At 73.3% G+C, this 25,296-nt stretch carries 21 protein-coding genes and 1 other RNA gene; 17 read left to right on the top strand and 5 right to left on the bottom strand.

Annotation, left to right across the window (positions count from 1 at the left end):
- Positions 1-20: 20 nt before the first annotated feature.
- From MTF69_RS23625 to ssrA, 3 genes are all read left to right on the top strand, one after another.
- Positions 21-1,265: a S41 family peptidase gene (locus MTF69_RS23625; protein WP_243337355.1), complete on the top strand. Its 1,245-nt coding sequence runs from the start codon at positions 21-23 to the stop codon at positions 1,263-1,265.
- Positions 1,266-1,283: 18 nt separating this feature from the next.
- Entirely contained in the window at positions 1,284-1,769 is a 486-nt protein-coding gene (gene smpB, locus MTF69_RS23620; RefSeq protein ID WP_243337352.1) for an SsrA-binding protein SmpB, read from the top strand.
- A 127-nt stretch (positions 1,770-1,896) separates the two neighbouring features.
- Positions 1,897-2,285, top strand: a transfer-messenger RNA (tmRNA) gene (gene ssrA / locus MTF69_RS23615).
- A gap of 81 nt (positions 2,286-2,366) precedes the next feature.
- Here the strand turns inward: ssrA and MTF69_RS23610 are convergent.
- The 3 genes from MTF69_RS23610 to MTF69_RS23600 all read right to left on the bottom strand — a co-directional run bounded on the left by MTF69_RS23610 (position 2,367) and on the right by MTF69_RS23600 (position 4,332).
- The gene (locus MTF69_RS23610) at positions 2,367-2,717 is read right to left on the bottom strand and encodes a type II toxin-antitoxin system PemK/MazF family toxin (RefSeq protein ID WP_243337349.1); all 351 of its coding nucleotides are present in this window, start codon (positions 2,715-2,717) and stop codon (positions 2,367-2,369) included.
- A complete protein-coding gene (locus MTF69_RS23605) occupies positions 2,714-2,974 on the bottom strand; it encodes a hypothetical protein (RefSeq protein ID WP_243337347.1) in 261 nt (86 codons plus the stop codon). Before MTF69_RS23605 ends, MTF69_RS23610 begins: the two co-directional genes overlap by 4 nt.
- A gap of 98 nt (positions 2,975-3,072) precedes the next feature.
- Positions 3,073-4,332 (bottom strand): MFS transporter, encoded by a 1,260-nt coding sequence (locus MTF69_RS23600; RefSeq protein WP_374323645.1) that lies wholly within the window; start codon positions 4,330-4,332, stop codon positions 3,073-3,075.
- A 288-nt stretch (positions 4,333-4,620) separates the two neighbouring features.
- Here MTF69_RS23600 and MTF69_RS23595 point away from each other — a divergent pair, with 288 nt between their 5' ends.
- The 3 genes from MTF69_RS23595 to MTF69_RS23585 all read left to right on the top strand — a co-directional run bounded on the left by MTF69_RS23595 (position 4,621) and on the right by MTF69_RS23585 (position 8,444).
- Positions 4,621-5,583: a LysR family transcriptional regulator gene (locus MTF69_RS23595; RefSeq protein ID WP_243337343.1), complete on the top strand. Its 963-nt coding sequence runs from the start codon at positions 4,621-4,623 to the stop codon at positions 5,581-5,583.
- Positions 5,584-5,750: 167 nt separating this feature from the next.
- Positions 5,751-7,121: a NarK/NasA family nitrate transporter gene (locus tag MTF69_RS23590; RefSeq protein WP_243337342.1), complete on the top strand. Its 1,371-nt coding sequence runs from the start codon at positions 5,751-5,753 to the stop codon at positions 7,119-7,121.
- 168 nt (positions 7,122-7,289) lie between these two features.
- Positions 7,290-8,444, top strand: a complete 1,155-nt coding sequence (locus tag MTF69_RS23585; RefSeq protein WP_243337340.1) for a uroporphyrinogen-III synthase — start codon at positions 7,290-7,292, stop codon at positions 8,442-8,444.
- A gap of 74 nt (positions 8,445-8,518) precedes the next feature.
- On the opposite strand, the gene MTF69_RS23580 is transcribed toward MTF69_RS23585, so the two are convergent.
- The gene (locus tag MTF69_RS23580) at positions 8,519-8,737 is read right to left on the bottom strand and encodes a type II toxin-antitoxin system VapB family antitoxin (protein WP_243337339.1); all 219 of its coding nucleotides are present in this window, start codon (positions 8,735-8,737) and stop codon (positions 8,519-8,521) included.
- A gap of 88 nt (positions 8,738-8,825) precedes the next feature.
- Between MTF69_RS23580 and MTF69_RS23575 the strand changes: the two genes are divergently transcribed.
- From MTF69_RS23575 to MTF69_RS23555, 5 genes are all read left to right on the top strand, one after another.
- The gene (locus MTF69_RS23575; protein WP_243337333.1) at positions 8,826-9,368 is read left to right on the top strand and encodes a GNAT family N-acetyltransferase; all 543 of its coding nucleotides are present in this window, start codon (positions 8,826-8,828) and stop codon (positions 9,366-9,368) included.
- Positions 9,369-9,443: 75 nt separating this feature from the next.
- A complete protein-coding gene (locus tag MTF69_RS23570; RefSeq protein ID WP_243337459.1) occupies positions 9,444-10,049 on the top strand; it encodes an ABATE domain-containing protein in 606 nt (201 codons plus the stop codon).
- 128 nt (positions 10,050-10,177) lie between these two features.
- On the top strand, positions 10,178-12,499 hold the full coding sequence (locus tag MTF69_RS23565) for a UvrD-helicase domain-containing protein (protein WP_243337331.1): 2,322 nt from the start codon (positions 10,178-10,180) through the stop codon (positions 12,497-12,499).
- A gap of 447 nt (positions 12,500-12,946) precedes the next feature.
- Positions 12,947-14,371 carry an NAD-dependent malic enzyme gene (locus MTF69_RS23560; protein ID WP_243337328.1) on the top strand — a complete coding sequence of 475 codons (1,425 nt, stop codon included), beginning with the start codon at positions 12,947-12,949 and terminating at the stop codon, positions 14,369-14,371.
- 331 nt (positions 14,372-14,702) lie between these two features.
- The gene (locus MTF69_RS23555; protein WP_007264399.1) at positions 14,703-14,984 is read left to right on the top strand and encodes an HU family DNA-binding protein; all 282 of its coding nucleotides are present in this window, start codon (positions 14,703-14,705) and stop codon (positions 14,982-14,984) included.
- Positions 14,985-15,225: 241 nt separating this feature from the next.
- Here MTF69_RS23555 and murA read toward each other — a convergent pair whose 3' ends face one another.
- Positions 15,226-16,569 (bottom strand): UDP-N-acetylglucosamine 1-carboxyvinyltransferase, encoded by a 1,344-nt coding sequence (gene murA, locus MTF69_RS23550; RefSeq protein ID WP_243337326.1) that lies wholly within the window; start codon positions 16,567-16,569, stop codon positions 15,226-15,228.
- A 273-nt stretch (positions 16,570-16,842) separates the two neighbouring features.
- Between murA and MTF69_RS23545 the strand changes: the two genes are divergently transcribed.
- From MTF69_RS23545 to MTF69_RS23520, 6 genes are all read left to right on the top strand, one after another.
- Positions 16,843-17,403: a YqgE/AlgH family protein gene (locus MTF69_RS23545; protein WP_243337324.1), complete on the top strand. Its 561-nt coding sequence runs from the start codon at positions 16,843-16,845 to the stop codon at positions 17,401-17,403.
- 74 nt (positions 17,404-17,477) lie between these two features.
- On the top strand, positions 17,478-17,765 hold the full coding sequence (locus MTF69_RS23540; protein ID WP_243337322.1) for a DUF3039 domain-containing protein: 288 nt from the start codon (positions 17,478-17,480) through the stop codon (positions 17,763-17,765).
- Positions 17,766-17,921: 156 nt separating this feature from the next.
- Complete coding sequence (locus MTF69_RS23535; RefSeq protein WP_243337321.1) at positions 17,922-19,571, top strand: beta-N-acetylhexosaminidase; 1,650 nt, start codon at positions 17,922-17,924, stop codon at positions 19,569-19,571.
- A gap of 390 nt (positions 19,572-19,961) precedes the next feature.
- The gene (locus MTF69_RS23530) at positions 19,962-20,894 is read left to right on the top strand and encodes a xanthine dehydrogenase family protein subunit M (protein WP_374323622.1); all 933 of its coding nucleotides are present in this window, start codon (positions 19,962-19,964) and stop codon (positions 20,892-20,894) included.
- Positions 20,891-22,903 carry a (2Fe-2S)-binding protein gene (locus MTF69_RS23525; RefSeq protein WP_243337319.1) on the top strand — a complete coding sequence of 671 codons (2,013 nt, stop codon included), beginning with the start codon at positions 20,891-20,893 and terminating at the stop codon, positions 22,901-22,903. Before MTF69_RS23530 ends, MTF69_RS23525 begins: the two co-directional genes overlap by 4 nt.
- A complete protein-coding gene (locus MTF69_RS23520; protein WP_374323620.1) occupies positions 22,900-25,233 on the top strand; it encodes a xanthine dehydrogenase family protein molybdopterin-binding subunit in 2,334 nt (777 codons plus the stop codon). The genes MTF69_RS23525 and MTF69_RS23520 overlap by 4 nt, the downstream gene beginning before the upstream one ends.
- Positions 25,234-25,296: the final 63 nt, after the last annotated feature.

The raw sequence follows: 25,296 nt of genomic DNA, 5'->3' as shown, positions 1-25,296 counted from the left end.
CTTGTCCTAGACTCGGCGCCATGCCGGGACTGCCCGCCTTCTGTCTCCGGCCCCGCGACGTGCGTCGCGGGGCCGTTTTGACGTTGGCCTTCCTCGCCGCCGTGGGAGCCGGTGCGTGCACCGGGAGCTGGGACCACTCCGGCCCCGGGCGATCCACGGACGCCGCCGCCCTGGTGGCGCGTACGGAGCCCTCCGAGACCGAGACCGAGGCCGCACCCGGGGCCGTGCCCGGGCCGCGGGCACCGGCGCCGCCGGACCGCGAAGCGGGCACCGCCGACCGGGACGCCGTGGCCCGTGCGGCCGCCGAGGCCGTCGCCGAGGGCAAGTCCGCCAAGTCGGCGGCCCAGGACGTCGTCAGCCGCAGCGGGGACCGCTGGGCCGCGGTGTACGACCAGGGCGAGTACGAGGCCTTCGCCGACGACCTGGACGGCCACTGGACGGGCGTCGGCCTGTGGGCCGGGCGGCTGCGCGACGGCCGCATCGAGATCGACCGGGTCCAGCCCGGCAGCCCCGCGGCGCGGGCCGGGATGCGCGCCGGGGACCGGCTGCTCAGCGTCGACGGGCAGGGCGTGACCGGGCTCAGGGTGGCCGAGGTGGTGGCCCTGCTGCGCGGCGAGGCCGGCACCCCCGTGGTCCTGAAGCTGACCCGCGGCGGGACCGACCTCACGGAGACCGTGCGGCGCGAGCAGCTGCGCAGCGAGCCGGTGACCGTACGCGAACTGCCCGGCGGGATCACGGTCATCAAGGTCGCCTCCTTCACCCGGGGTTCCGGCGACCGGGTCCGCTCCGCGGTCCGCGCGGCCCCGCCCGGCGGCGGGGTCATGCTCGACCTGCGCGGCAACACCGGCGGCCTGGTCACCGAGGCCGTGACGGCCGCATCCGCCTTCCTGGACGGCGGGCTGGTGGCGACGTACGACGTACGCGGCGAACAGCGCGCCCTCTACGCGACCCCGGGCGGCGATACGGCCCGGCCGCTGGTCGCGCTGATCGACGGCGGCACGATGAGCGCGGCCGAGCTGGTCACCGGCGCCCTCCAGGACCGCGGCCGCGCGGTGGCGGTCGGCACCCGCACCTTCGGCAAGGGCTCGGTGCAGATGCCCACGGAGCTGCCGGACGGATCGGTGGCGGAGCTGACGGTGGGTACGTACCGCACTCCGGGGGGCCGCAGCCTGGACGGCGCGGGCATCACCCCGGACCTGGCGGCGGCGGACCGGGTCGAGGAACGGGCCCGCACGGTATTGAGTGGCATCGGAGTGGGTCCGTAGTGCGAAAATGGCCGCACTATGGCTAAGGAAACAGGGCGCAAGCTGATCGCCCAGAACAAGAAGGCGCGGCACGACTACACGATCATCGACACCTACGAGTGCGGCCTCGTGCTCACGGGTACCGAGGTCAAGTCCCTGCGTCAGGGCCGTGCCTCGCTGGTGGACGGCTTCGTGTCGGTGGAGAGCGGCGAGGCCTGGCTCTACAACGTGCACGTGCCGGAGTACAGCCAGGGCACCTGGACGAACCACAGCGCGCGGCGCAAGCGCAAGCTCCTCCTGCACCGCGAGGAGATCGACAAGCTGGACTCGAAGACGGGGGAGACGGGCAACACGATCGTGCCGCTCGCCCTGTACTTCAAGGACGGCCGGGCGAAGATCGAGATCGCGCTGGCGAAGGGCAAGAAGGAGTACGACAAGCGGCAGGCGCTGCGCGAGAAGCAGGACACGCGCGAGACGAACCGGGTGATCTCGGCCGTGAAGCGCAAGGAGCGCGGCCGGCTTTAACCTCCTGGCACACCGTGGTCCACTTCGCGTACCATGGCGTCAGCACCACGCGCTTGCGGGTGGTGCCGGTCTGGCGGGACGCATGGAGAGCGCCGGCTGGATTTCATAACTGAACAGCGTGAAACATGGGGATGATCGGTTTCGACAGCGGATGTCGATGTAGGGGAAGCGAGCCGAGAAAGCGGCAATGATCTCGTTAACCATATGTCGCAAACAATAATCGCCAACTCCAAGAGCGATAACTCCCGCTTCACCCTCGCTGCCTAATAACAGTGAGCTGAAGCCTCTGTGAGGAGCGTCAGCCCGGAAGTGGTCCCGGTCCGGATCCTGGCGTCAACTAGGGATCTAAACCTCTAACTCCGGTCACGGGGGATAGAGGGAAATCAAACAGTGACTGAGCCCGTCGGAGACTTGTCCGTGTGATCTCCGGGGCTGAGAAAAGCGCAGCGGAATGCGCTCGGAGAAGCCCTACTTCTGCACCGTTGGACGCGGGTTCGATTCCCGCCATCTCCACCACCCCATGTTGAGCAAAGACCCTCTGACCTGCGAGAACATCGCCAGGGCGGGGGGTCTTTCGCGTGTCGTTCATGTCAGGGGTCAGAGGTCGAGCATGAGTCGCAAGTAGAGGCGGACCTCGTTGCGTTCCTTGTCACTGACGACGCCGAGGGGGGTGTGGCCGACGAGTCGTTGCTCGGAGATGGAGCGGATGTCGTCGGTGCGGGCCCAGCTCGGCCGGTCGAGACCGGATTCGGGTGAGTTGATGGGCACGTGGTGGTCCAGGCCCCGGGTCTTGGTGGTGAGCGGCACGATGATCGTCATGGGGATCGGGAAGGCCGCGTGCGTGGGGGAGGCGACGACGAGGACCGGGCGGCGGCCTGCCTGTTCGCTGCCGATTACAGGGGAGAGATCGGCGTACCAGACCTGCCAGGGGCGTGCGAGGCGACTCACTTACCGGCCTCCCAGGAGTCGCCGGAGAGGCCGTCGCCTGCGAGACCGTCCCACTCGCCCAACTCGGCCATGTAGTCGGACCACGCGTCCGGGTCGGCCTGGAGGCGGGTGTACTGGTCGAGGATGCGCTGGCGGCGGTGGTCGTCGAGGAGGCGTTCCAGGGCGGAAGCCATCGTCCCGCCTATTTCGGCTGCTACCTCGCTGATCCTGTCGCGGAGGTCCACGGGGACTTTCATGGTGGTGATCGCTGTAGCCATACGCGCAGCATACCCGGAAGGTATCCCTAAAGGTATCCCGTTGAGGGATCCCAGCTCGGAACGGCTCGCCTCGCCCAAGCGGTCGCCGACGCTACGGTCTATCCTGCCGAGCTCGCGCCCCAAGCTCGTACCGTTGCTGTCGCGCCCAGGAGCAGGGCCAGGAGCGCCGCCGCCGCCGGGAGGGCGTACGGGGCGGTCGTGCCGAGGTGGTCGATCGCGGAGCCGGCCGTCGCCGAGCCCGCCGCGATGCCCGCGAAGAGGGCGGTGACGGCGAGGGTCATGCCCTCGTTGAGGCGGCCCGGCGGGGTCACGGCGTGGACCCGGGACATCGCGGTGACCATGACCGGGGCCGTGGCCATGCCGGCCAGCAGCAGGGCGGCGGCCAGGGGGAGGAGGGAGCCGGTGGCCGCCGCCGCCAGCGGCAGGGTCATGGCGAAGCCCAGGACGCCGAGGCAGGCGGGGAGCGTGCGCGGGCGCAGGGTGCCGTAGAGCAGGCCTGCCGCGAAGGAACCGGCCGCCTGGAGGGCGAGGACCGGGCCCGAGAGCGCGCCGAGGCCGTGGGCGCCGAGGTGGGCGATGGAGGTGATCTCCATGGAGCCGAACATCGCGCCGAGGGCGAGGAAGAGCGGCAGCATCCCTCCCAGGGCGCGGAGCGGGGACGGCCCCCGGACGGCGGGCGCCGGCGGCGGCTCGGTGGCGCGGTGGGCCGTGAAGACCAGCATCCCGGCGAGGAGCAGTACGGCCCCGGCGAGGGTCCCCGCCTCCGGGAAGGCGGCGGTGCACAGGAATGCGGCGGCCACCGGCCCGAGCATGTACGCCAGTTCGTCCGCGGCCTGCTCGAAGGACATCGCGGTGTGCCGGGAGGCCGGGTCGGCCCGCAGCAGGTGGGTCCAGCGGGCGCGGGACATGCCGCCGATGTTGGGGGTGGTCGCGGTGGCGGCGTAGGAGGCGAAGAGGGTCCACGCGGGGGCCCCGGTACGGACGCACGCGATCAGGGAGAGCGAGCCGAGGACCGCGATCAGGGTGGCGGGCACGGCGACCCGGGCCTGCCCGTGCCGGTCGACCAGCCGGGCCGTCCAGGGCGCCACGAGGGCGGTGGCGGCCAGACCCACCGCCACGACCGCGCCGGCGAGGGCGTACGAGCCGCGCTGCCCGGCGATCATCATGACGGCGCTGACGCCGAACATGCCCATGGGGAGCCGGGCGATGAGGTTCCCGGCGGTGAACCCGCGGGTGCCGGGGAGCGCGAACAGCCGGCGGTACGGGCCCGGGGCGCGGGTCGGCTGCGCCGCTCGAGCCGGGTGCTCCCGCCGCGCCGGGGCGGCGACGAGCACCAGCGTGGTGCCGGAGACGGCCATGAGCGGGCCGCGCGCGGCCGGGGCGGCGCGGCGCGCGGCGCCGCCGGACCGGGCGACCGGCGGGGTGGCGGCGACGGGGCCGGTGGACGGGGTGGCAGACGGCGGGGTGCCCGGGACGGGGCCGGCGGACGGGCCGGCGGACGGCGGGGTGGCAGACGGCGGGCCGGCGGCGACCGGGCCGGTGGACGGCGGGGTGGTGGGCATGGATCAAGGCTCGGGCCGGGGGCTGCGAGCGGTCCAACACCTGTTCGGGACCGATTCACCGCTCTGCGTTGTTAGTCTCCCCGGGTGACGCCCCGAGACGTGGAACCCCGCCTGCTGCGCGCCTTCCTCGCCGTCGCCGAGGAACTGCACTTCACCCGTGCCGCCGCCCGGCTCTACGTGGCCCAGCAGGCCCTCAGCCGGGACGTGCGCCGGCTCGAACAGACCCTGGGCGCGGCCCTCTTCGTCCGCACCACCCGCGCCGTGGAGCTGACCCCGGACGGGGAGCGGCTGCTGCCCCTGGCCCGGGGCGTGCTGCGGGCGCACGAGGAGCTGGCCGGGGTGTTCGCGGGGCCCCGGCCGCTGCTCGTCGACCTCAACACCGACGGCCCCGGCACCGCCCGCACCGTCCTGGACCGGGCTCGCGAACTCGCCCCCGACTGCGAGCTGATGGCCCGCTTCGAGTCCGGGCTCACCCACGCCGCCGCCGAGATCGCCGCGGGCCGCCTCGACGTCTCCTTCGGGTACGCCGACGGCCTCGACCCGGCGCTGCGGGCCCGCCTCGCGCGGACGCCCGTACGGTACGAGCCGCTCGCCGTGCTGCTGCCCGAGGGGCACGCGCTGGCCGCGCTGGACGCCGTACCGCTGGACGCGCTGCGCGGCGAGACGGTGTACACCGGGGCCGGGAACCCGCGGACGCTGGAGTGGACCGGGCTGGCGCGCGAGCTGTTCGCCGGGCGGGGCATCGAGCCGGCGCCGCCCGCGCCGGTGGCGGTGGGCAAGGAGGAGTTCCGCCGGGTCATGGTCAAGACGGGCCGTCCGGTCCTCGCCACGGTGGGCTTCGTGGACATGCCCGGCTGCGTCAAACGGCCGCTGACCGCCCCGGTGCCGCTGTCGCCGCTCTCGATGGTGTGGCGGAAGGGAATGAGCCATCCCGGGCTCGACGCGCTGCGCCGCGCCGCCGCGGAGCTCGGGGCCGGGCGCGGCTGGCTGGAGGTGCCCCCGGACAGCTGGCTGCCCGCGCTCACACCCGGCCCGGGCGTCGGGTGAGTGCAAGGTTTCCCGCCGGTCATCCGGCGGGGACCGGGGCTGAAACGAGCCGTTCCTACGGTCGTCACCACGGACGAGACGCGGCGAGCCCGACCAGGCCGACGAGCGCGGCAAGGCCGACGAGCGCGACGAGCGCGACGTGATCGCAGCAGCTGTGGAGGCGTGTGATGACCAGTACGACCGCACCGCGCAAGGGTGGCCGCTGGATCGAGCGGTGGGACCCCGAGGACGAGACCTTCTGGCGGGAGACGGGTGAGAAGACCGCCCGCCGCAACCTGATCTACTCGGTGCTCTCCGAGCACATCGGGTTCTCGATCTGGTCCCTGTGGTCCGTGATGGTGCTCTTCATGGGCCCGCAGTACGGGATCGACCCCGCCGGGAAGTTCTTCCTCATCGCCACCGCCACCTGCGTGGGCGCCCTGGTCCGAGTGCCCTACACCTTCGCCGTGGCCCGCTTCGGCGGCCGCAACTGGACGGTCGTCAGCGCCCTGCTGCTGCTCGCGCCGACGGTCGCCGCCTGGCTGGTGATGGAGCCCGGGACCTCGTACAACACGTTCCTGCTGGTGGCCGCGCTGACCGGGGTCGGCGGCGGGAACTTCGCCTCGTCGATGACGAACATCAACGCCTTCTTCCCACTGCGCAAGAAGGGCTGGGCGCTCGGCCTCAACGCGGGCGGCGGCAACATCGGCGTCCCCGTCGTCCAGCTCGCCGCCCTGCTGGTCATCGGCACGGCCGGGGCCGGCCACCCGCGGCTGCTGCTCGGCGCCTACATCCCGCTGATCGTGATCGCGGCGGTGCTCGCAGCCGTGCGGATGGACAACCTGGCGCCTGTGCGCAACGACACCGGAGCCGTCCGCGACGCGGCCCGCGACGGGCACACCTGGATCATGGCGTTCCTGTACATCGGCACCTTCGGCTCCTTCATCGGCTACAGCTTCGCCTTCGGGCTGGTGCTCCAGACGCAGTTCGGCCGCACCCCGCTCCAGGCGGCCTCGCTCACCTTCATCGGACCGCTGCTCGGCTCCCTGATCCGGCCCGTCGGCGGGGCCCTCGCGGACCGCTTCGGCGGCGCGTGGATCACGCTCGGCACCTTCGTGTCGATGGCGGCGGCGACCGGAGTGGTGATCCTGGCCTCCGTACGGGAATCCCTGCCGGTGTTCCTCGTCGGCTTCGTGGGGCTGTTCGTCCTCAGCGGGCTCGGCAACGGCTCCACCTACAAGATGATCCCGGGCATCTTCCAGGCGAAGGCGCTGGCCCGCGGGATGAGCGGCGAGGACGCGGCCGCGTACGGGCGACGGCTGTCCGGCGCCTCCATGGGGCTCATCGGCGCGGTCGGCGCGCTCGGCGGGCTCGGCATCAACCTGGTCTTCCGGGAGGCCTTCCTGAGCTCCGGCTCGGGCACGGCGGCCTTCGTGACCTTCCTCGGCTTCTACGCGGTGTGCTGCGCCGTCACCTGGGCGGTATACCTTCGCCGGCCCGCCCAGGTGAAGATCCCCACGGCCGGGGCGGAGGCGAAGCCGCAGCTCACCTCGGTGTAACGGGGGGCACACGCCGGTTAACGGCGACGAAATACGCGTGAACCGAGCCTGATACGCCCCCAGGGCAGGCTCGGTTCACGCGAACCTCACGAGTGCGTGTGAACGCGACACCGGACCCCGATATCGGACCCCGACACCGGACCCGACCACTGCGCGAGGCAGGTCACCATGCACGACACCCACACCGGTCCGCCGGCCGGCCCGCTCGCCGGATTCACCGTCGGGGTCACCGCCGCCCGGCGGGCCGACGAGCTCATCGCCCTGCTGCGCCGCCGCGGGGCCACCGTGCTGCACGCGCCCGCGCTGCGGATCGTGCCGCTCGCCGACGACGCCGAACTGCTGTCCGCCACGAAGGAACTGATCGGCTGCGCGCCCGACGTGGTGGTGGCGACCACCGCCATCGGCTTCCGCGGCTGGATCGAGGCCGCCGACGGGTGGGGGCTCGGCGAGGAACTGCTCGGGCGGCTGCGGGACACCGAACTGCTGGCGCGCGGACCGAAGGTGAAGGGGGCGATCCGGGCCGCCGGGCTCGTCGAGACCTGGTCCCCCCGGTCGGAATCGCTCGCCGAGGTACTGGACCGGCTGCTCTCGGCCGGGGTGGCCGGCCGGCGCATCGCCCTCCAGCTGCACGGGGAACCGCTGCCCGGGTTCATCGAAGCCCTGCGGGCGGGCGGGGCCGAGGTGGTCGGCGTACCCGTCTACCGGTGGATGGCGCCGGAGGACCTCGGGCCGCTGGACCGGCTGCTCGACGCGGTGGCCGCGGGCGGGGTGGACGCGGTGAGCTTCACCTCCGCGCCGGCGGCGGCCTCCCTGCTGACCCGGGCCGCGGAGCGGGGCGTACGGGAACCCGTGCTCGCGGCACTGACCGGCGGGTCGATCCTCTCCGCGTGCGTGGGACCGGTGACGGCCCTGCCCCTGCAGGCGGAAGGGGTGCCCACGGTGCAGCCCGAGCGCTTCCGGCTCGGACCCCTCGTGCAGCTCCTGTGCCAGGAACTCCCCGGCCGGGCCCGCGTGCTCCCGGTGGCCGGACACCGGCTGGAGCTGCGCGGCCACGCGGTCCTCGTCGACACGGAGCTGCGCCCCGTCCCGCCGGCCGGCATGGCCCTGCTCAAGGCCCTGTCCCGGCGCCCGGGCTGGGTCGTGGCCCGCTCCGAACTCCTGCGCGTCCTGCCCGGCGCGGGCCGCGACGAGCACGCGGTGGAAACGGCGATGGCCCGCCTGCGCGTGTCCCTGGGCGCCCCGAACCTCATCCAGACCGTCGTCAAGCGCGGCTACCGGCTGTCGCTGGACATGGCCGCCGAGACGAAGTACGCGGACGCCTGAGGCTTCGGCTCGGCGGAGTGTCCGGTGCAGGTCGTGGTCCCGGACCTCCGGCAGCGGGCCCGCCACGGCGGCGATCAGACGGTGCCCTTCTCCGCCGCGTGCTGACGCCAGAAGCTCTCCTCGTCCCAGCCCTGGGCTGCATGGAGGTAGTGGATGCGGGCCCCGGCGCGGCGGCGGCGCTCGACGTACTCGCGCAGCGCGAGGTTGACCGCCTCGTCCTTCGTCCGGGCGCCCGACAGCCGCATCGCTGCGGCAAGGGTCTCGTCGTCAAGGTCAATCCGGGTGGCCGGCACACGCCCTCCTGTGGTGTGGGACATCCGCTCCCTACAAGCATGGCGGAAGGGACTGGGGGGCGGCCCGGTAATCCGTTAGCGTGCCCGGATGATCATTGACGGTGTGGAGATGAGGGAGATCCGGGGGGCGGACGCCGCCGGGCTCGCCGAGGTGCTGGACCGGAACCGGGCGTACATGGCCCCCTACGAGCCCCTGCGGGCCGCGGGCTTCTACACCGAGGCCGGGCAGCTGGAGCGCATCGAGGCGCTGCTCGAGGACCGGGACGGAGGGCGGGTGCGGCCGTACGTGCTGATCGGGGGCGGGGTGCCGATCGGGGCGATCAACCTCGGGTCCATCGCGCTCGGGCCGCTGTGCAGCGGCGGCATCGGCTATTGGGTGGACCAGGCCTGGGCCGGCAAGGGGGTGGCCACCGCGGCGCTGGAGGAGCTCTGCCGGATCGCCCGCGACGAGGTCGGGCTGCACCGGGTCGAGGCGGGGACCCGGGTCGGGAACCTGGCCTCGCAGCGGGTGCTCGCGAAGGTGGGCTTCGAGCAGTACGGGCTCGCGCCCCGCTACCTGCACGTCGGCGGGGACTGGCAGGACCACCGCCTCTTCCAGCGGCTGCTGGGCGACGACCCGCCCGCCTTCTAGCCGCCCGCCCTCTAGCCGCCGGCCCGCGGGACGGGCACTCTGGGGGCACGCCCCGACAGGGAGGCGGTGACGGGTATGTGGTTCGACTCCGGGCGGGTCTGCCTGGACCTGGTGGCGACTTTCGCGCCCCGCCGGAACCCCGGAGGCGCTGAAGGCACAGAGGGCGCTGAGGGCGCCGAGGGCATCCGGGACGGGGACGGGCTGCGGCTGTGGCTCACCGGAGCCGGGCTGGTGCCCGACCGGACGCCGCTCAGCCGCGTCGGGGACGACTGGGTGCGGGCCTTCCGGGTGCTGCGCGCCGACGTCGAGAGCCTCGTACGGGCCGAGCTCGCCGGAGCCGCGCCGCCCGGGGCCGCGCTGGCCCGGGTCAACGCGGCGGCCGCCGGTCCACCCCCGGGACTGTGTGCAGTGCAGGACCAAGAAGGGCACCTCGTACGGGAGTTGTGCGGCGGCGTCGAATGCGCCGGACTGCTCGCCGCCGTGGCCCGGGACGCCGTCGAACTGCTCACCGACCCCGGCGAACGGGAGCTGCTGCGGGCCTGCGAGGGCGACGGCTGCGCCCGGGTCTACCTCGACACCTCGCGCGGACACCGCCGCCGCTGGTGCTCCAGCGAGCTCTGCGGCAACCGCGAGCGCGTGGCCCGGCACCGTCGGCGCGTCCTGGAATCCCGCCCCGGCTGACCCCGCCCGCGCCGCCCGCCGGGCGTGATCTTCGTCCTGATCCGCGAGCCGTCCCGGAAGGGGCGTGCGCACACGGGCCCCTTGGCGTACGGTTGACGGCTGCCCATGCACGTCAGAAAGGGGCCTTGGTGGCCGCGCAGAATGCCGCTGTCGACAGCACGGCGGATTCCGTCCGCGATCGGGAGATCGCGGTCGAGCAGACGCATCTCGATCACGTGTACCGACGCCTTGAGGAGAAGATCCACGAGGCGGAGTTCCTGATGAACGACGCCGCCAAGCGTGGCCAGGTCGGCACGCCCGGCGCCCTCGCTGAGCGGGATGCGCAGGTGTTCCGTGCCGGGATCCACCTCAACCGTCTCAACAACGAGTTCGAGGACTTCCTGTTCGGCCGCATCGACCTGGTCCTCGGCAAAGACGGGGAGCGGGGCCCCGACGGCGCCTTCACCTCCGTCGAGCCCGCCGACGACGCGATCCGTACCGACCTCACGGCCGACATTGCCGAGACGCTCCACATCGGCCGCATCGGGGTCCTCGACTCCGACTACGCGCCGCTCGTCATCGACTGGCGCGCCCCCGCGGCCGCGCCGTTCTACCGCTCCACCCCCAAGGAGCCCGGCCGCGTCGTGCGCCGCCGGGTCATCCGCTCCAAGGGCCGCAAGGTGCTCGGCGTCGAGGACGACCTGATGCGCCCCGAGGTGACCGCCTTCCTCGAAGGGAACGAGCTGCCCGTCATCGGCGACGGCGCCCTGATGGCCGCCCTCGGGCGGGCCCGTACCCACTCGATGCGCGACATCGTCTCCTCCATCCAGGCCGAGCAGGACCTCGTCATCCGGGCGCCCGCCGCCTCGGTCGCCGAGGTCGCGGGCGGACCGGGCACCGGCAAGACCGCCGTCGCCCTGCACCGCGCCGCCTACCTGCTCTACCAGGACCGCCGGCGCTACTCCGGCGGCATCCTGATCGTCTCCCCGACCCCGCTCCTGGTCGCCTACACCGAGGGCGTCCTGCCCTCCCTCGGCGAGGAGGGCCAGGTCGCCATCCGGGCGCTCGGCTCGCTCGTCGACGGCGCCGAGGCGACCACGTACGACGACCCCTCCACCGCACGCGTCAAGGGCTCGTCCCGGATGCTGAAGGTGCTGCGCAAGGCCGTACGGGGAGCACTGGAGTTCGGCGGCCAGGGCGGGGCCCCCGCCCCCGACCGGCTGCGCGTGGTGGCCTTCGGGCGCCGCCAGGAGCTGGAGGCCCCCGACCTCGACCGGATCCGGCAGAACGTCCTGTCCGGCACGGCCCCGGTCAACCTGCTGCGCCCGCGCGCCCGCAAGCTCCTGCTGGACGCGCTGTACTCCAAGTCCGGCGGGGCCGGCCGGCACAGCGACCCGGAGCTCGCCGCCGAGCTGCGCTCCGCCTTCGACGAGGACATCTCGACGGAGGACGCCTTCATCGACTTCCTGAACGCCTGGTGGCCCGAGCTGACCCCGCGCGGGGTGCTGGCCTCCATGGCGGACGAGCGGCGCCTGTCGCGCTGGTCGCGCCGGGACCTGAACCCGCGCGAGACCCGGCAGGTGGCGCGCTCCCTGCGCCGGGTGGGCCCGGACGGCAAGGGCGCCCTGTCGGTGCACGACGTGGCGCTGCTGGACGAGCTCCAGCAGCTGCTGGGCGCGCCCGCGCGGCCCAAGAAGAAGCGCCAGATGGACCCGCTGGACCAGCTGAGCGGGCTGGAGGAGCTGATGCCCACCCACGAGGAGACCCAGTGGGAGCGGGCCGAGCGGCTCGCGGCGGAGCGCACCGAGTACGCGCACGTCATCGTCGACGAGGCGCAGGACCTGACGCCGATGCAGTGGCGGATGGTCGGCCGCCGCGGCCGGGGCGGCACGTGGACGGTGGTCGGAGACCCGGCGCAGTCCTCGTGGACCGATCCCGAGGAGGCGGCCGCCGCGCGCGACGAGGCGCTGGGCACGCGGCCGCGGCGCAAGTTCACCCTGACGGTGAACTACCGCAACCCGGCCGAGGTCGCCGAGGTCGCCTCGCGGGTGCTGAAGCTGGCGGCGCCGGGCACGGAGCCGCCGACGGCCGTGCGCTCGACGGGCCTGCGGCCGCGCTTCACGGCGGTGGCCGGGGACCTGCGCTCCACGGTCGTGGAGGAGACCCGGCGGCTGCTGGAGCAGGTGGACGGCACGGTCGGCGTGGTCGTGGCCATGGACCGGCGGGCGGAGGCCGCGGGCTGGCTCGCGGACCTGGGGGAGCGGGCGGTCGCGCTGGGCAGCCTGGAGGCGAAGGGCCTGGAGTACGACGCCACGGTGGTCGTCTCCCCGGCGGAGATCGCGGACGAGTCCCCGGCCGGTCTGCGGGTGCTCTACGTGGCCCTGACCCGTGCGACGCAGCAGCTGACGGTGATCTCCACCGACCGGGACGCCCCGGACGCCGAGGGGGTCGCGGCGCTGCTCCAGCCCTAGGGCTCGTCATGGGGCTGGTTGGTCGGCGGCCAAGGGTGTGGTCCCCGCAACCGGTCACCGGTGGGGGGATCGCTTCCGGCGAACCTTTGTTAGCCTGGGTTACGGCACCGACTCGATCCAAGCCCCCGGGCCCAACCTTAGTCGCCTAGAGCGACCACTTGCCGCGAGGCGAGCATGGCGGGTCGGTGTCATAGACGTATGAAGCACCAGGTCCGCGTCCTCCATCAAGTGGAGGGCGCGGACCTTTTTTGTACGGGCCACCCATTCCCCAGGCACCACTTATCTCGTATGGTGGAAGAGTTCTTCTGAAATTTGTAGCTGGTTACCTTGTACCGGCTGGTAGGTGGGACGATCGGACAACAGGTCCTGCCCGTCCTGCCATGTTCTCGGCGGCGCAGCGCGGGACCCTGTGTGTAAAAGAACCAGGGACAGAAGAGGAACACGGCCATGGCAACGGCGCCCAGCGTCTCGTACTCGATGACGGTCCGCCTGGAAGTGCCCGCGAGCGGTACCGCGGTCTCCCAGCTCACCACCGCCGTGGAGTCCTCCGGTGGCTCGGTCATCGGCCTCGACGTGACCGCATCCGGCCACGAGAAGCTCCGTATCGACGTCACCATCGCCGCGACGTCCACGGCGCACGCCGACGAGATCGTCGAGAAGCTCCGCGGGATCGAGGGCGTCAGCCTCGGCAAGGTCTCCGACCGCACCTTCCTGATGCACCTCGGCGGCAAGATCGAAATGCAGTCGAAGCACCCCATCCGCAACCGCGACGACCTCTCGATGATCTACACCCCGGGCGTGGCCCGGGTGTGCATGGCGATCGCCGAGAACCCCGAGGACGCCCGCCGTCTGACCATCAAGCGCAACTCCGTCGCAGTCGTGACGGACGGCAGTGCCGTGCTGGGCCTCGGCAACATCGGCCCGATGGCCGCGCTGCCGGTCATGGAAGGCAAGGCCGCCCTCTTCAAGCGCTTCGCCGGCATCGACGCCTGGCCGATCTGCCTGGACACCCAGGATTCCGACGAGATCGTCGCCATCGTCAAGGCGATCGCCCCGGGCTTCGCGGGCATCAACCTGGAGGACATCTCCGCGCCGCGCTGCTTCGAGATCGAAGCCCGGCTGCGCGAGGCCCTCGACATCCCCGTCTTCCACGACGACCAGCACGGCACCGCCATCGTGGTCCTCGCCGCCCTCACCAACGCACTGCGCGTGGTGGGCAAGGCCGTTGGCGACGTCAAGGTGGTCATGTCGGGCGCCGGCGCCGCCGGTACCGCCATCCTCAAGCTGCTCCTCGCCGCGGGGGTCAAGAACGCCGTCAGCGCCGACATCCACGGTGTGGTGCACGCGGACCGCCCCGACCTCGTCGACGCGGCCGCGGACTCCCCGCTGCGCTGGATCGCCGACAACACCAACCCCGAGGGCTACACGGGCACCCTGAAGGAGGCCGTGGTCGGCGCCGACGTGTTCATCGGCGTCTCGGCCCCCAACGTCCTCAGCGGCGAGGACGTGGCCGCCATGGCGGAAGGCGCGATCGTGTTCGCGCTCGCGAACCCGGACCCCGAGGTGGACCCGGCGATCGCCCGCCAGACCGCCGCCGTCGTGGCCACCGGCCGCTCCGACTTCCCGAACCAGATCAACAACGTGCTGGTCTTCCCGGGTGTCTTCCGCGGCCTGCTGGACGCCCAGTCGCGCACGGTGAACACCGACATGATGCTGGCCGCCGCGAGCGCCCTGGCCGACGTGGTCGGCGAGGACGAGCTGAACGCGAACTACATCATCCCGTCGGTCTTCAACGACAAGGTCGCGGGCGCGGTCGCCGGAGCCGTCCGCAAGGCGGCCTCCGCGGCTGTGACGCCGCCCACCTCCGCCTGATCCCCGGCGCGTCGCGGGATGCGGGCCCCCCGGGCCGCCCATAGGGTTGCGGGGATGCCCGCGTGGCCCGCGGTCCGCGTCTGCGGAAAGCATTCCGGACACCATCCGGACGCCTTCCGGTGCGGACGGAGCGTCACCGCGGCGTGACTGTGGCGCTTTTCGTGTGACCCCGGCGGGTGCCGGATTGGCTTTCCCGCCGGTGGTGGGGGCAGGATGCGTAACCGGGCGAGAGGGTCTGACGTCAGACCCGGGTCCGGGGACTGTCCTAGGGCCCTGGCAGCATCGGCTTCGATCTCACGCCTCTAAGGCACGTTGAACACGGGAGTACAACATGAACCGCAGTGAGCTGGTGGCCGCTCTGTCCGAGCGCGCCGAGGTGACCCGCAAGGACGCCGACGCCGTTCTGGCCGCGCTCGCCGAGACCGTCGGCGAGATTGTCGCCAAGGGCGACGAGAAGGTCACCATCCCCGGCTTCCTGACCTTCGAGCGCACCCACCGTGCCGCTCGCACCGCGCGCAACCCGCAGACCGGCGACCCCATCCAGATCCCGGCCGGCTACAGCGTGAAGGTCTCCGCGGGCTCCAAGCTCAAGGAAGCCGCCAAGGGCAAGTAGTCCGCCCTTGTGCCGAGGGCCGCACAGGCCCCCGGGACGGCAGTAGTACGTAGTACGCCAGAGGCGGCCACCCGGCACCGGGTGGCCGCCTCTCGGCGTCCCCGGTGCGTCGGGGGCCCCGGGAGCCAGAACGCCCCCACAGGCCCTGTACGGGGCCTGTGGGGGCGTTCTGGGACGGTCTGGGTGGATCTCTACGGTCACAACCTGGTCGGACTCCGGTCGGACCCCGGTCAGATCCCGGTCAGACGAGGTCGCCGCCCGGCAGCTCGACCTTGGCGCCCAGTTCCACGAGCTTCTCCATGAAGTTCTCGTAGCCCCGGTTGATCAGGTCGATGCCGTGCACCCGCGAGGTGCCCTCGGCGGCGAGCGCCGCGATGAGGTACGAGAACCCGCCGCGCAGGTCGGGGATGACCAGGTCGGCGCCCTGGAGCTTGGTGGGCCCCGAGACGACGGCCGAGTGCAGGAAGTTGCGCTGGCCGAAGCGGCAGGCGCTGCCGCCCAGGCACTCCCGGTAGAGCTGGATGTGCGCACCCATCTGGTTGAGCGCGGAGGTGAATCCCAGACGGGATTCGTAGACCGTCTCGTGGACGATCGACAGGCCGGTGGCCTGGGTCAGCGCCACGACCAGCGGCTGCTGCCAGTCGGTCTGGAAACCGGGGTGGACGTCCGTCTCCAGCGCGATGGCGTTGAGCGGGCCGCCCGGGTGCCAGAAGCGGATGCCGTCGTCGTCGATCTCGAACGCCCCGCCGACCCGGCGGAAGGTGTTCAGGAAGGTCATCATCGAACGCTGCTGCGCGCCGCGCACGTAGATGTTGCCGCCGGTGGCCAGCGCCGCGGACGCCCAGGAGGCGGCCTCCAGCCGGTCCGGGAGCGCCTTGTGGTTGTAGCCGCCGAGGCGGTCGACACCGGTGATCCGGATGGTCCGGTCGGTGTCCATGGAGATGATGGCGCCCATCTTCTGCAGTACGCAGATGAGGTCCTCGATCTCCGGTTCGACGGCGGCGTTGCTGAGCTCGGTGACGCCCTCGGCCAGGACGGCCGTCAGCAGCACCTGCTCGGTCGAGCCGACCGACGGGTAGGGCAGGCGGATCTTGCAGCCGCGAAGGCGCTGCGGGGCCTCCAGGTACTGACCGCCCTCGCGCTTCTCGATGGTCGCGCCGAATTGGCGGAGCACCTCGAAGTGGAAGTCGATCGGCCGGCCGCCGATGTCGCAGCCGCCCAGGCCCGGGATGAAGGCGTGGCCGAGGCGGTGCAGCAGCGGGCCGCAGAACAGGATCGGGATCCGCGAGGAGCCCGCGTGCGCGTCGATGTCGGCGACGTTCGCGCTCTCGACGTGCGAGGGGTCGAGCACCAGCTCGCCCGGTTCGTCACCGGGGCGGACGGTCACCCCGTGCAGCTGGAGCAGCCCGCGCACGACCCGGACGTCCCGGATGTCGGGAACGTTGCGCAGCCGGCTGGGCTCACTGCCGAGCAGGGCCGCGACCATCGCCTTGGGTACGAGGTTCTTCGCGCCGCGGACACGGATCTCGCCCTCGAGCGGGGTTCCGCCGTGGACAAGCAGTACATCGTCACTGATGCCGGTCATGAATCTCGCGTTCCGGAGAGGGGTGGGCAGGGGGCCAGTGAAAAGGGTAAGGGGCATGACCCCCCTGTTCGTAAGGCTGACGGGGCCGTAGGACTGTCATGAATTCGGTACAACACCCTGGGTGCCCGCCAGGTGGCGGAGCGTCTCCTTCCGCGCCGGGTCCGGCCGGCGGCCCGTGCGCGCCCCGTACTGCCGCCGTGCGCCCTGAGCTGCGTACGGTCCGGATGCGCCGCCCACTCCCCCTCGCGGGCGAATGTGCGAGATCATGTGGCCATGACCGAGGTGTCCTCCCTCACAGGGCGGCTGCTCGTGGCCACCCCCGCCCTCGCGGACCCGAATTTCGACCGCGCGGTGGTGCTGCTGCTCGACCACGACGAGCAGGGCTCGCTCGGCGTCGTCCTCAACCGCCCCACCCCGGTGGGCGTCGGTGACGTCCTGCTGCCCTGGGCTCCGCTGGCCAAAGACCCCGGAGTCGTCTTCCAGGGCGGCCCGGTGGCGCTGGACTCCGCGCTGGGCCTGGCGGTCATCCCGGGCGAGGAGGGCCCCCTCGGCTGGCGCCGGGTGCACGGGGCGATCGGCCTGGTGGACCTGGAGGCCCCGCCCGAACTCCTCGCGGCGGCCCTGGGGGGCCTGCGCATCTTCGCCGGCTACTCGGGCTGGGGCCCGGGGCAGCTGGAGGAGGAAGTGGGCGTCGGCGCCTGGTACGTGGTCGACTCGGAGCCGGGTGACGTCTCCTTCCCGGACCCCGAGCGGCTCTGGCGCGCCGTGCTGCGGCGCCAGCGCAGCGGGCTGGCCATGGTGGCCACGTACGCGGACGACCCGTCGCTGAACTGAGCCCGGGGCGGCCCGGGGCCGGGGCGGCCGCCGCGGAATCCCTCGCGCGCGAGGGACTCGGTACCCTGGCAGTCATGAGCACTCTTGAGCCCGATCGCGGGACTGGTACGGGGACCCTCGTAGAGCCGACGCCGCAGGTGTCCCACGGCGACGGCGACCACGAGCGCTTCGCCCACTACGTCCAGAAGGACAAGATCATGGAGAGCGCGCTCGGGGGCACCCCCGTCGTCGCGCTCTGCGGCAAGGTCTGGGTTCCGGGCCGGGACCCGAAGAAGTACCCGGTCTGCCCCATGTGCAAGGAGATCTACGAGTCCATGGGCCCCGGCGGGGACAAGGACAAGGGCGGCAAGGACGGCAAGTAGTCGTCGTCCGGCCCTCCTGGAACGGGACGAAGGCCCTCGGTGCGCACCAGTGCGTCCGGGGGCCTTTGCCGTGCCCCGGGGGCGGGTTAGGGTCGCCGCGACAGCGCCCTGTGAAACGTACGTTGCACATGATGCAACGGTGGAGGAGTCGAGGCCATGCCCGAGTTGATCCCGGAGCCGCGGTACGCGCGATTCCTGCCCGACGGCGGCACGTTCGAGCTCACCGACCCGCTGCTCGACGCCGCACCCGGCACCGAGGGCACGGCCCGCTGGCTGCGCCGCGAACTCGGCGCCGCCACCGGCTGGCTGCTGCCGGCCCCGGTCCGCGGGGAGGCGTACGGCGAACGCCCGGTCATCCGGCTCGCGCTGCGCCCCGGGATCGGGCGGGGGACCGGGGCGGAGTCGTACGAGCTCCACGTCGCACCCGGCTCCGTCCTCCTGGAGGGCGCCGACGAGGCGGGCCTCTTCTATGCCGCCCAGACGCTGCGTCAGCTCCTCGGCCCCGACGCCTGCCGGCGGGCGCCGCTGCCCGGCGCGGTGTGGCGGCTGCCGGTCGGGGACCTCCTGGACGGGCCGCGCTTCGGCTGGCGCGGGCTGATGCTCGACGTGGCCCGGCACTTCGTGCCCAAGGACGGGGTGCTGCGGTACATCGACCTGCTCGCCGCCCACAAGCTCAACGTGCTGCACCTGCACCTGACGGACGACCAGGGCTGGCGCGTGCAGATCGAGCGCTACCCGAAGCTCACCGAGGTCGGCGCCTGGCGCGCCCGCAGCCGGTGGGGCCACCGGGCCTCGCCGCTGTGGAACGAGACCCCGCACGGCGGCTTCTACACCCGGGACGACATCCGCGAGATCGTCGCCTACGCCGCCGAGCGGCACGTGCGGGTGGTGCCCGAGATCGACGTGCCGGGGCACTCGCAGGCCGCGATCGCCGCGTACCCGGAGCTCGGGAACACGGACGTGGTGGACACGGCCGCGCTCGGGGTGTGGGACGACTGGGGCATCAACGAGAACGTGCTCGCGCCCACCGAGGCCGTCCTGCGGTTCTACGAGGGAGTCTTCGAGGAGCTGCTGGAGCTGTTCCCGGCCGAGGTCTCGCCCTTCGTGCACATCGGCGGCGACGAGTGCCCCAAGGCGCAGTGGAAGGCCTCCGCGGTCGCGCAGGAGCGGATCCGCGAGCTGGGGGTCGACGGCGAGGACGGTCTGCAGTCCTGGTTCATCCGGCACTTCGACGGCTGGCTCGCCGAGCGCGGCCGCCGGCTCATCGGCTGGGACGAGATCCTGGAGGGCGGGCTGGCCCCGGGAGCGGCCGTGTCCTCCTGGCGCGGCTACGCGGGCGGCATCGCCGCCGCCGAGGCCGGCCACGACGTGGTGATGTGTCCCGAGCAGCAGGTGTACCTGGACCACCGTCAGGCGGGCGGCGAGGACGAGCCGATGCCCATCGGGTACGTACGGACATTGGAGGATGTGTACCGGTTCGAGCCGGTACCGCCGAAGTTGTCCGACGAGGCCGCCGCCCATGTGCTGGGCGCGCAGGCCAACGTGTGGACCGAGGTGATGGAGGACCAGAGCCGCGTCGACTACCAGGTGTTCCCGCGCCTCGCGGCCTTCGCCGAGGTGGTCTGGTCCCGGCTGCCCCAGCCCGGGGAGCGGGACTACGCGGACTTCGAGGCACGGATGACGGCGCACTACCGGCGCCTGGACGCCCTCGGGGTCGACTACCGGCCGCCGGGCGGCCCGTTGCCGTGGCAGCGCAGGCCCGGGGTGCTCGGCCGCCCGATCGAGGGAGCGCCCCCGAACGTGTGACGAGCCCCCCCGCCCGCCCCCCGCGGGGAGGAGCCCCGGCGGGAACGCGGCGCCGTCGGCGCGGGATCGAGGCCGCGGCGTTGCCGGAGCGGGACCCGGTCACGGCCGGATCGCAGCGGGGTCGCGGCCGGATCACGACGGGGTCGCGGTGGGACCGCGGCCGGATCGCGGTGGGGCCGCCGGAGGATCGCGCGGGTGGTGCGGGGGCCGTACGGGGGGCGGTACGGGGGGCTTTGCGGGGGTGGTGCGCCGGTGGTGCGCGGGCGGTGGACCCTCGCGTCCGGTGCTCCGGAAGATGTGCCAGAGTTGCCACGTCCCGGCGGTGAGCACGTACCGTACGGCGGACAGGCGTGAGCGCCGGGACCGGGACATCGGGAAGGGGCAGCTGGGTTGACCACGCACGCACCGCACGCACCGCAGGCACGGGACTCGTCCCAGGGGCCCCGCAGCGACCCGCGGGCGGGGAACGCGGAGCAGTCCGTGACGCTGCCGGCCTCGCTCGACGAGGCCGTGGCGGCGCTCGCGGCCATGCCCGCCGCCGTCCCCGTGGCCGGCGGCACCGACCTCATGGCCGCCGTCAACGCGGGACTCCTGCGCCCCGCCGCCCTGGTGGGCCTCGGCCGGATCAACGAGATCCGCGGCTGGCAGTACCAGGACGGCCACGCGCTGCTCGGCGCCGGCCTCACGCACGCGCGCATGGGCCGGCCCGACTTCGCCGCCCTGATCCCGGCCCTGGCCGCCGCCGCGCGCGCCGCGGGCCCGCCGCAGATCCGCAACGCCGGCACGCTGGGCGGCAACATCGCCACGGCCGCGCCGACGGGTGACGCGCTGCCCGTGCTGGCCGCGCTGGAGGCCGTACTCGTCATCGTCGGGCCCGGCGGATCGCGGCGCGAGATCCCGGTCTCGCACCTGCTGGCCGGCCGGGAGATGCTCCGCCCCGGAGAGCTGATCGGCTTCGTGCGGGTGCCGTTGCTGCACGCGCCGCAGGTGTTCCTCAAGGCCACGGGCCGTACGGGACCGGGGCGCGCGGTGGCGTCCGTAGGGCTCGTACTGGACCCCGCGCGCCGGGGTGTGCGCTGCGCGATCGGCGCGGTCGCCCCGATGCCGCTGCGGCCGCTGGAAGCCGAGCAGTGGGTTGCTTCGTTGATCGACTGGGACGGGGACCGCAGTCTGGCCCCCGAGGCGCTGGAAGCCTTCGGCGAGTACGTCGCGGCGGCGTGCGTGCCCGACCAGGGGGAGCCGGTGGCTCCCGCAGTACTGCATTTGCGGCGGACGGTGGCCGTGCTGGCACGGAGGGCCCTGGGGAGGGCGCTGAGCTCATGAGTGAGAACGAGAACACGGGTGCGGCGGGTCCCACGGGATCCGCGGGACCCCACTGGGGCTGGGAGCCGGTGCCGCACGGCGGCGAGTACGACTCCGACGCGACGGCCTTCGTGAAACTGCCGCAGGACATGCTGGACGCGCTCGGAACCGGGGAGCCCCTTGCCGCCCCCGGGCACGGCTACGTGCCGCCGCCGATGATCGTGCCGCTGGGTACGGGCAGTACGGATCCGGCGGCCACGGGCACGTGGACGATCCCGGTGCAGTGGCCGGAGGCGGGTGCGGCGGCTCCGGCGGACGCGGGTGCGGGTGTGGGAGCTTCGGGGGCCGCGGTGCGGGCGCCGATCCCGGCGTCGGTGCCGATTCCGGCGTCGGTGGCAGCGGCGTTCGCGGATCCGGTGGCGGAGCCGGTGACCGAGCCCGTCGGGGAGCCCTTCGGCGAGCCCTTCGCGCAGCCGTTCGCGGGGCCCCTCGGTGAGTCTTATGCGGAGCCCTTCGGCGAGCCCTTCGCGGGGGGCCGGGCTGCGGTGCACGAGCCGGGGTCCACCGCCGAGTGGCGGTTCCCCGAGGCGGCGAGCGACGTGTGGACCCCGGGCGGGGCCGGCGACACGGGCAGCTTCGGGCAGCTCGCGGCCTCGGCCGACTGGAGCCAGGCCCCCGCGACGCTGCCCGGCGGGGCGGCGGCACCGTGGGCGGCCCATCCGGACTTCGAGGGTGCGCGCGGGTACGTGGCGCAGCAGCCGGGCGGGGACGGGCCGGGCTCCGACGGGCTCGGCTTCGACCCGCTGGGCTCCGGGGTGCTTCCCGGGGTTTCCGCACCGGCCGGCGGACCCTTCGGCTCCGGCTCGGCCCCGGGGCGCGGACCGCGCGTGCTGGGCGGCCCGGGGGTCGGTACCCCGCTGGACGGGGAGCCGGGCTACCCGGCCCCGCACGACATCGAAGCCGCCCACGGTCCGGCGCAGGTCCCGGACTCGGGGGAGCGGCCGCATCCGGGGAACGAGGGTGACGCCCGGGGTGGTGATGACGCCCGGGGTGCTGACGAAGCCGGGGGCGTTGCGGCGGAGCAGGGGTTCGGCGCGGGCGTGCCGGGCCCGGGCGGAGCCGGGGGCCAGGACGGAGTTGGAGCCGGGGATCCGGCCGGAGCCGGGGCCGGGGAGGCGGAGCAGGGTGACGGCGGAGCCGTGCCGGCCGCCGGCGGAGCCGGGGCCGCGCCCGCGCCGGGTACGGACGGCGCCGACCTGGCTGTCGAGACGGCTGCGGCGGTTACGGCCGAAGGGGCTCCGGGCGAGGGGGCGACGTACGAGGAAGAAGCCGCCGACGGAGCGGACGCCGCGGCCGTCGCCCACCACGAGCACCCGTCGGCCTCCTACGTCCTGCGCGTCAACGGGGCCGACCGCCCCGTCACCGGGGCGTGGATCGGCGAGTCCCTCCTCTACGTGCTGCGCGAGCGCCTCGGCCTCGCCGGCGCCAAGGACGGCTGCTCGCAGGGCGAATGCGGCGCCTGCGCCGTGCAGGTCGACGGCCGGCTCGTCGCCTCCTGCCTCGTCCCGGCGGCCACCGCGGCGGGCAGCGAGGTCCGCACCGTGGAAGGTCTCGCGACCGACGGGGAACTGTCGGACGTGCAAGAGGCGTTGTGCAGGTCGGGTGCGGTGCAGTGCGGGTTCTGCGTGCCCGGCATGGCCATGACCATCCACGACCTGCTGGAAGGCAACCACGCCCCCAGCGAGCTGGAGACCCGCCAGGCCCTGTGCGGCAACCTCTGCCGTTGCTCCGGCTACTCGGGCGTCATCGACGCCGTGCGCGAGGTCGTGGCCGAGCGCGGGTCGGCGGCGGAAGCGGCCGCCGCGGCCTCGGCCGAGGCCCGGATCCCGCACCAGGCCGCGCCGGGCGAGGGCGGCGTCCACGGGATGCAGGGCAACCAGAGCCACCAGGGGAACCACGGCAACCAGGGGAACCAGGGGAACCACGGGATGCAGGGGATCCACGGCAACCACGAGGGAGGCACGGCGTGAGCGCCCACGACGCGGCGACGGTCCCGGCAGCGGTCACGACACCGCTCCCCGGGGGCGCGGAGCCGTCGGAGCCGGCGGTCCCGCGCGGCATCGGCGCGTCCGTCCCGGCCACCGACACCCGGGCCAAGTCCGAGGGCACCTTCCCCTACGCCGCCGACCTGTGGGCCGAGGGCCTCCTGTGGGCCGCCGTGCTGCGCTCCCCGCACGCCCACGCCCGCATCCTCTCCATCGACACCTCCGCCGCCACCGACATGCCCGGCGTGCGGGCCGTCGTCACCCACGCCGACGTCCCCGGCGCCACCACGCACGGCCGCCGCATCGCCGACCGGCCCGTCTTCGCGCACGAAGTGGTCCGCCACCACGGCGAGCCCATCGCCGCCGTCGCCGCCGACCACCCGGACACCGCACGCCTCGCGGCCGCCGCGATCGCCGTCGAGTACGAGCTCCTCGACCCGGTCACCGACCCCGAACAGGCCTTCGGCGCCCCCGACCTGCACCCCGACGGCAACCTGATCCGGCACATCCCGCTGCGCTACGGCGACCCCGAAGCCACCGGCGACGTCGTCGTCGAGGGCCTCTACCGCATCGGCCGCCAGGACCCCGCCCCCATCGGCGCCGAGGCCGGGCTGGCCGTGCCGCGCCCCGACGGCGGCGTGGAGATCTACACGGCCTCCACCGACCCGCACACCGACCGCGACCTGGCCGCCGCCTGCTTCGGCCTCGAACCGGACCGCGTACGGGTCGTGGTCACCGGGGTCCCGGGCGCGACGGCCGACCGCGAGGACGCCGCGTTCCAGCTCCCGCTGGGCCTGCTCGCCCTGCGCACCGGCTGCCCGGTGAAGCTGGCCGCCACCCGCGAGGAGTCCTTCCTCGGCCACCCGCACCGCCACCCGACGCTGCTGCGCTACCGCCACCACGCGGACGCGGACGGCCGGCTGGTCAAGGTCGAGGCGCAGATCCTGATGGACGCCGGCGCCTACGCCGATGCCTCCTCGGAATCCCTCGCCGCGGCGGTGGCCTTCGCCTGCGGCCCGTACGTCGTCCCGCACGCCTTCGTGGAAGGCTGGGCGGTCCGTACGAACAACCCCCCGTCGGGCCACGTGCGCGGCGAAGGCGCCCTGCAGGTCTGCGCGGCCTACGAGGGCCAGATGGACAAGCTGGCGGCCGCCCTCGGCATCGACGGCGCCGAACTTCGCCTGCGCAACGTCCTGGCCACCGGCGACCTGCTCCCGACCGGCCAGACCGTCACCTGCCCCGCCCCCGTGGCGGAACTCCTGCGCGCGGTCCGCGACCACGAACTGCCCGCCCTCCCCAAGGACACCCCGGAGGAGGAGTGGCTGCTCCCCGGCGGCCTGGAGGGCGCGGGCGAGCCGGGCGCGGTACGGCGCGGGGTCGGGTACGGGGTCGGCATGGTCCACATGCTCGGCGCGGAGGGCACCGACGAGGTGTCCACGGCCACCGTGAAGATCGTCGGCGGCGCGGCGACCGTCATCTGCGCGGCCGTCGACACCGGACAGGGCTTCTCCACGCTCGCCCGCCAGATCGTCCAGGAGATCCTGGGCGTGGACGAGGTCGTCACGGCCCCGGTCGACACCGACCAGCCGCCGGCCGGCCCCTCCGCCCACGGCCGCCACACCTGGGTCTCGGGCGGCGCCGTGGAACGCGCCGCGAAGATGGTCCGTACGCAGCTCCTCCAGCCGATGGCCCACAAGCTCGGCATGTCCACCGAACTCCTCCAGATCGCGGATGGCCGGATCACGTCGTACGACGGAGCCTTCTCCACGACCGTCGCGGAGGCGATGGAGGGCAAGGAACTCTGGGCCACGGCCCAGTGCCGCCCGCACCCGACGGATCCGCTGGACGGGGACGGCCAGGGCGACGCCTTCGTGGGCCTCGCCTTCTGCGCGATCCGCGCGGTGGTCGACGTGGACATCGAGCTCGGCTCGGTACGCGTCGTGGAACTCGCGGTCGCCCAGGACGTCGGCCGCGTCCTCAACCCCCGCCAGCTGGCGGCCCGCATCGAAGCGGGCGTCATCCAGGGCGTGGGCGCGGCCCTGACGGAAAACCTCCGCACGGCCTCCGGCCTGATCCGCCACCCCGACCTCACGGGCTACGCCCTGCCCACCTCCCTGGACGCCCCGACGGTCCGCATCGTCAAACTCGTCGAGGAACGCGACGTGGTGGCCCCCTTCGGCGCCAAGCCGGCGAGCGCGGTCCCGGTGGTCACGGCCCCGGCGGCGGTCGCCTCGGCGGTCCGCGCGGCCACGGGCCGCCCCGTCAACAGGCTCCCGATCCGGCCATCGGCGGCGGTGGCGGCGCCCAACTCGTAACCTTGTGACCCTGATTGCACCTGCAACCCGGAACTTGGGCCTGTCGGTGTCTCTCGATAGAGT

Origin of the sequence: Streptomyces sp. AP-93 (assembly GCF_022808175.1) — a bacterium.
GTDB lineage: Bacteria > Actinomycetota > Actinomycetes > Streptomycetales > Streptomycetaceae > Streptomyces.
This window is presented reverse-complemented; position numbering and strand designations above follow the sequence as displayed.

Excerpts from the sequence above, each read along its gene's own strand:
- smpB (WP_243337352.1), top strand. The coding sequence starts at position 1,284 with ATGGCTAAGGAAACAGGGCGCAAGCTGATCGCCCAGAACAAGAAGGCG.
- MTF69_RS23625 (WP_243337355.1), top strand. The coding sequence starts at position 21 with ATGCCGGGACTGCCCGCCTTCTGTCTCCGGCCCCGCGACGTGCGTCGC.
- MTF69_RS23545 (WP_243337324.1), top strand. The coding sequence starts at position 16,843 with ATGACCGAGGTGTCCTCCCTCACAGGGCGGCTGCTCGTGGCCACCCCC.
- MTF69_RS23590 (WP_243337342.1), top strand. The coding sequence starts at position 5,751 with ATGACCAGTACGACCGCACCGCGCAAGGGTGGCCGCTGGATCGAGCGG.
- MTF69_RS23525 (WP_243337319.1), top strand. The coding sequence starts at position 20,891 with ATGAGTGAGAACGAGAACACGGGTGCGGCGGGTCCCACGGGATCCGCG.
- MTF69_RS23600 (WP_374323645.1), bottom strand. The coding sequence starts at position 4,332 with ATGGCCGTCTCCGGCACCACGCTGGTGCTCGTCGCCGCCCCGGCGCGG.
- MTF69_RS23535 (WP_243337321.1), top strand. The coding sequence starts at position 17,922 with ATGCCCGAGTTGATCCCGGAGCCGCGGTACGCGCGATTCCTGCCCGAC.
- MTF69_RS23540 (WP_243337322.1), top strand. The coding sequence starts at position 17,478 with ATGAGCACTCTTGAGCCCGATCGCGGGACTGGTACGGGGACCCTCGTA.
- MTF69_RS23585 (WP_243337340.1), top strand. The coding sequence starts at position 7,290 with ATGCACGACACCCACACCGGTCCGCCGGCCGGCCCGCTCGCCGGATTC.
- MTF69_RS23570 (WP_243337459.1), top strand. The coding sequence starts at position 9,444 with ATGTGGTTCGACTCCGGGCGGGTCTGCCTGGACCTGGTGGCGACTTTC.
- MTF69_RS23605 (WP_243337347.1), bottom strand. The coding sequence starts at position 2,974 with ATGGCTACAGCGATCACCACCATGAAAGTCCCCGTGGACCTCCGCGAC.
- MTF69_RS23555 (WP_007264399.1), top strand. The coding sequence starts at position 14,703 with ATGAACCGCAGTGAGCTGGTGGCCGCTCTGTCCGAGCGCGCCGAGGTG.
- murA (WP_243337326.1), bottom strand. The coding sequence starts at position 16,569 with ATGACCGGCATCAGTGACGATGTACTGCTTGTCCACGGCGGAACCCCG.
- MTF69_RS23575 (WP_243337333.1), top strand. The coding sequence starts at position 8,826 with ATGATCATTGACGGTGTGGAGATGAGGGAGATCCGGGGGGCGGACGCC.
- MTF69_RS23560 (WP_243337328.1), top strand. The coding sequence starts at position 12,947 with ATGGCAACGGCGCCCAGCGTCTCGTACTCGATGACGGTCCGCCTGGAA.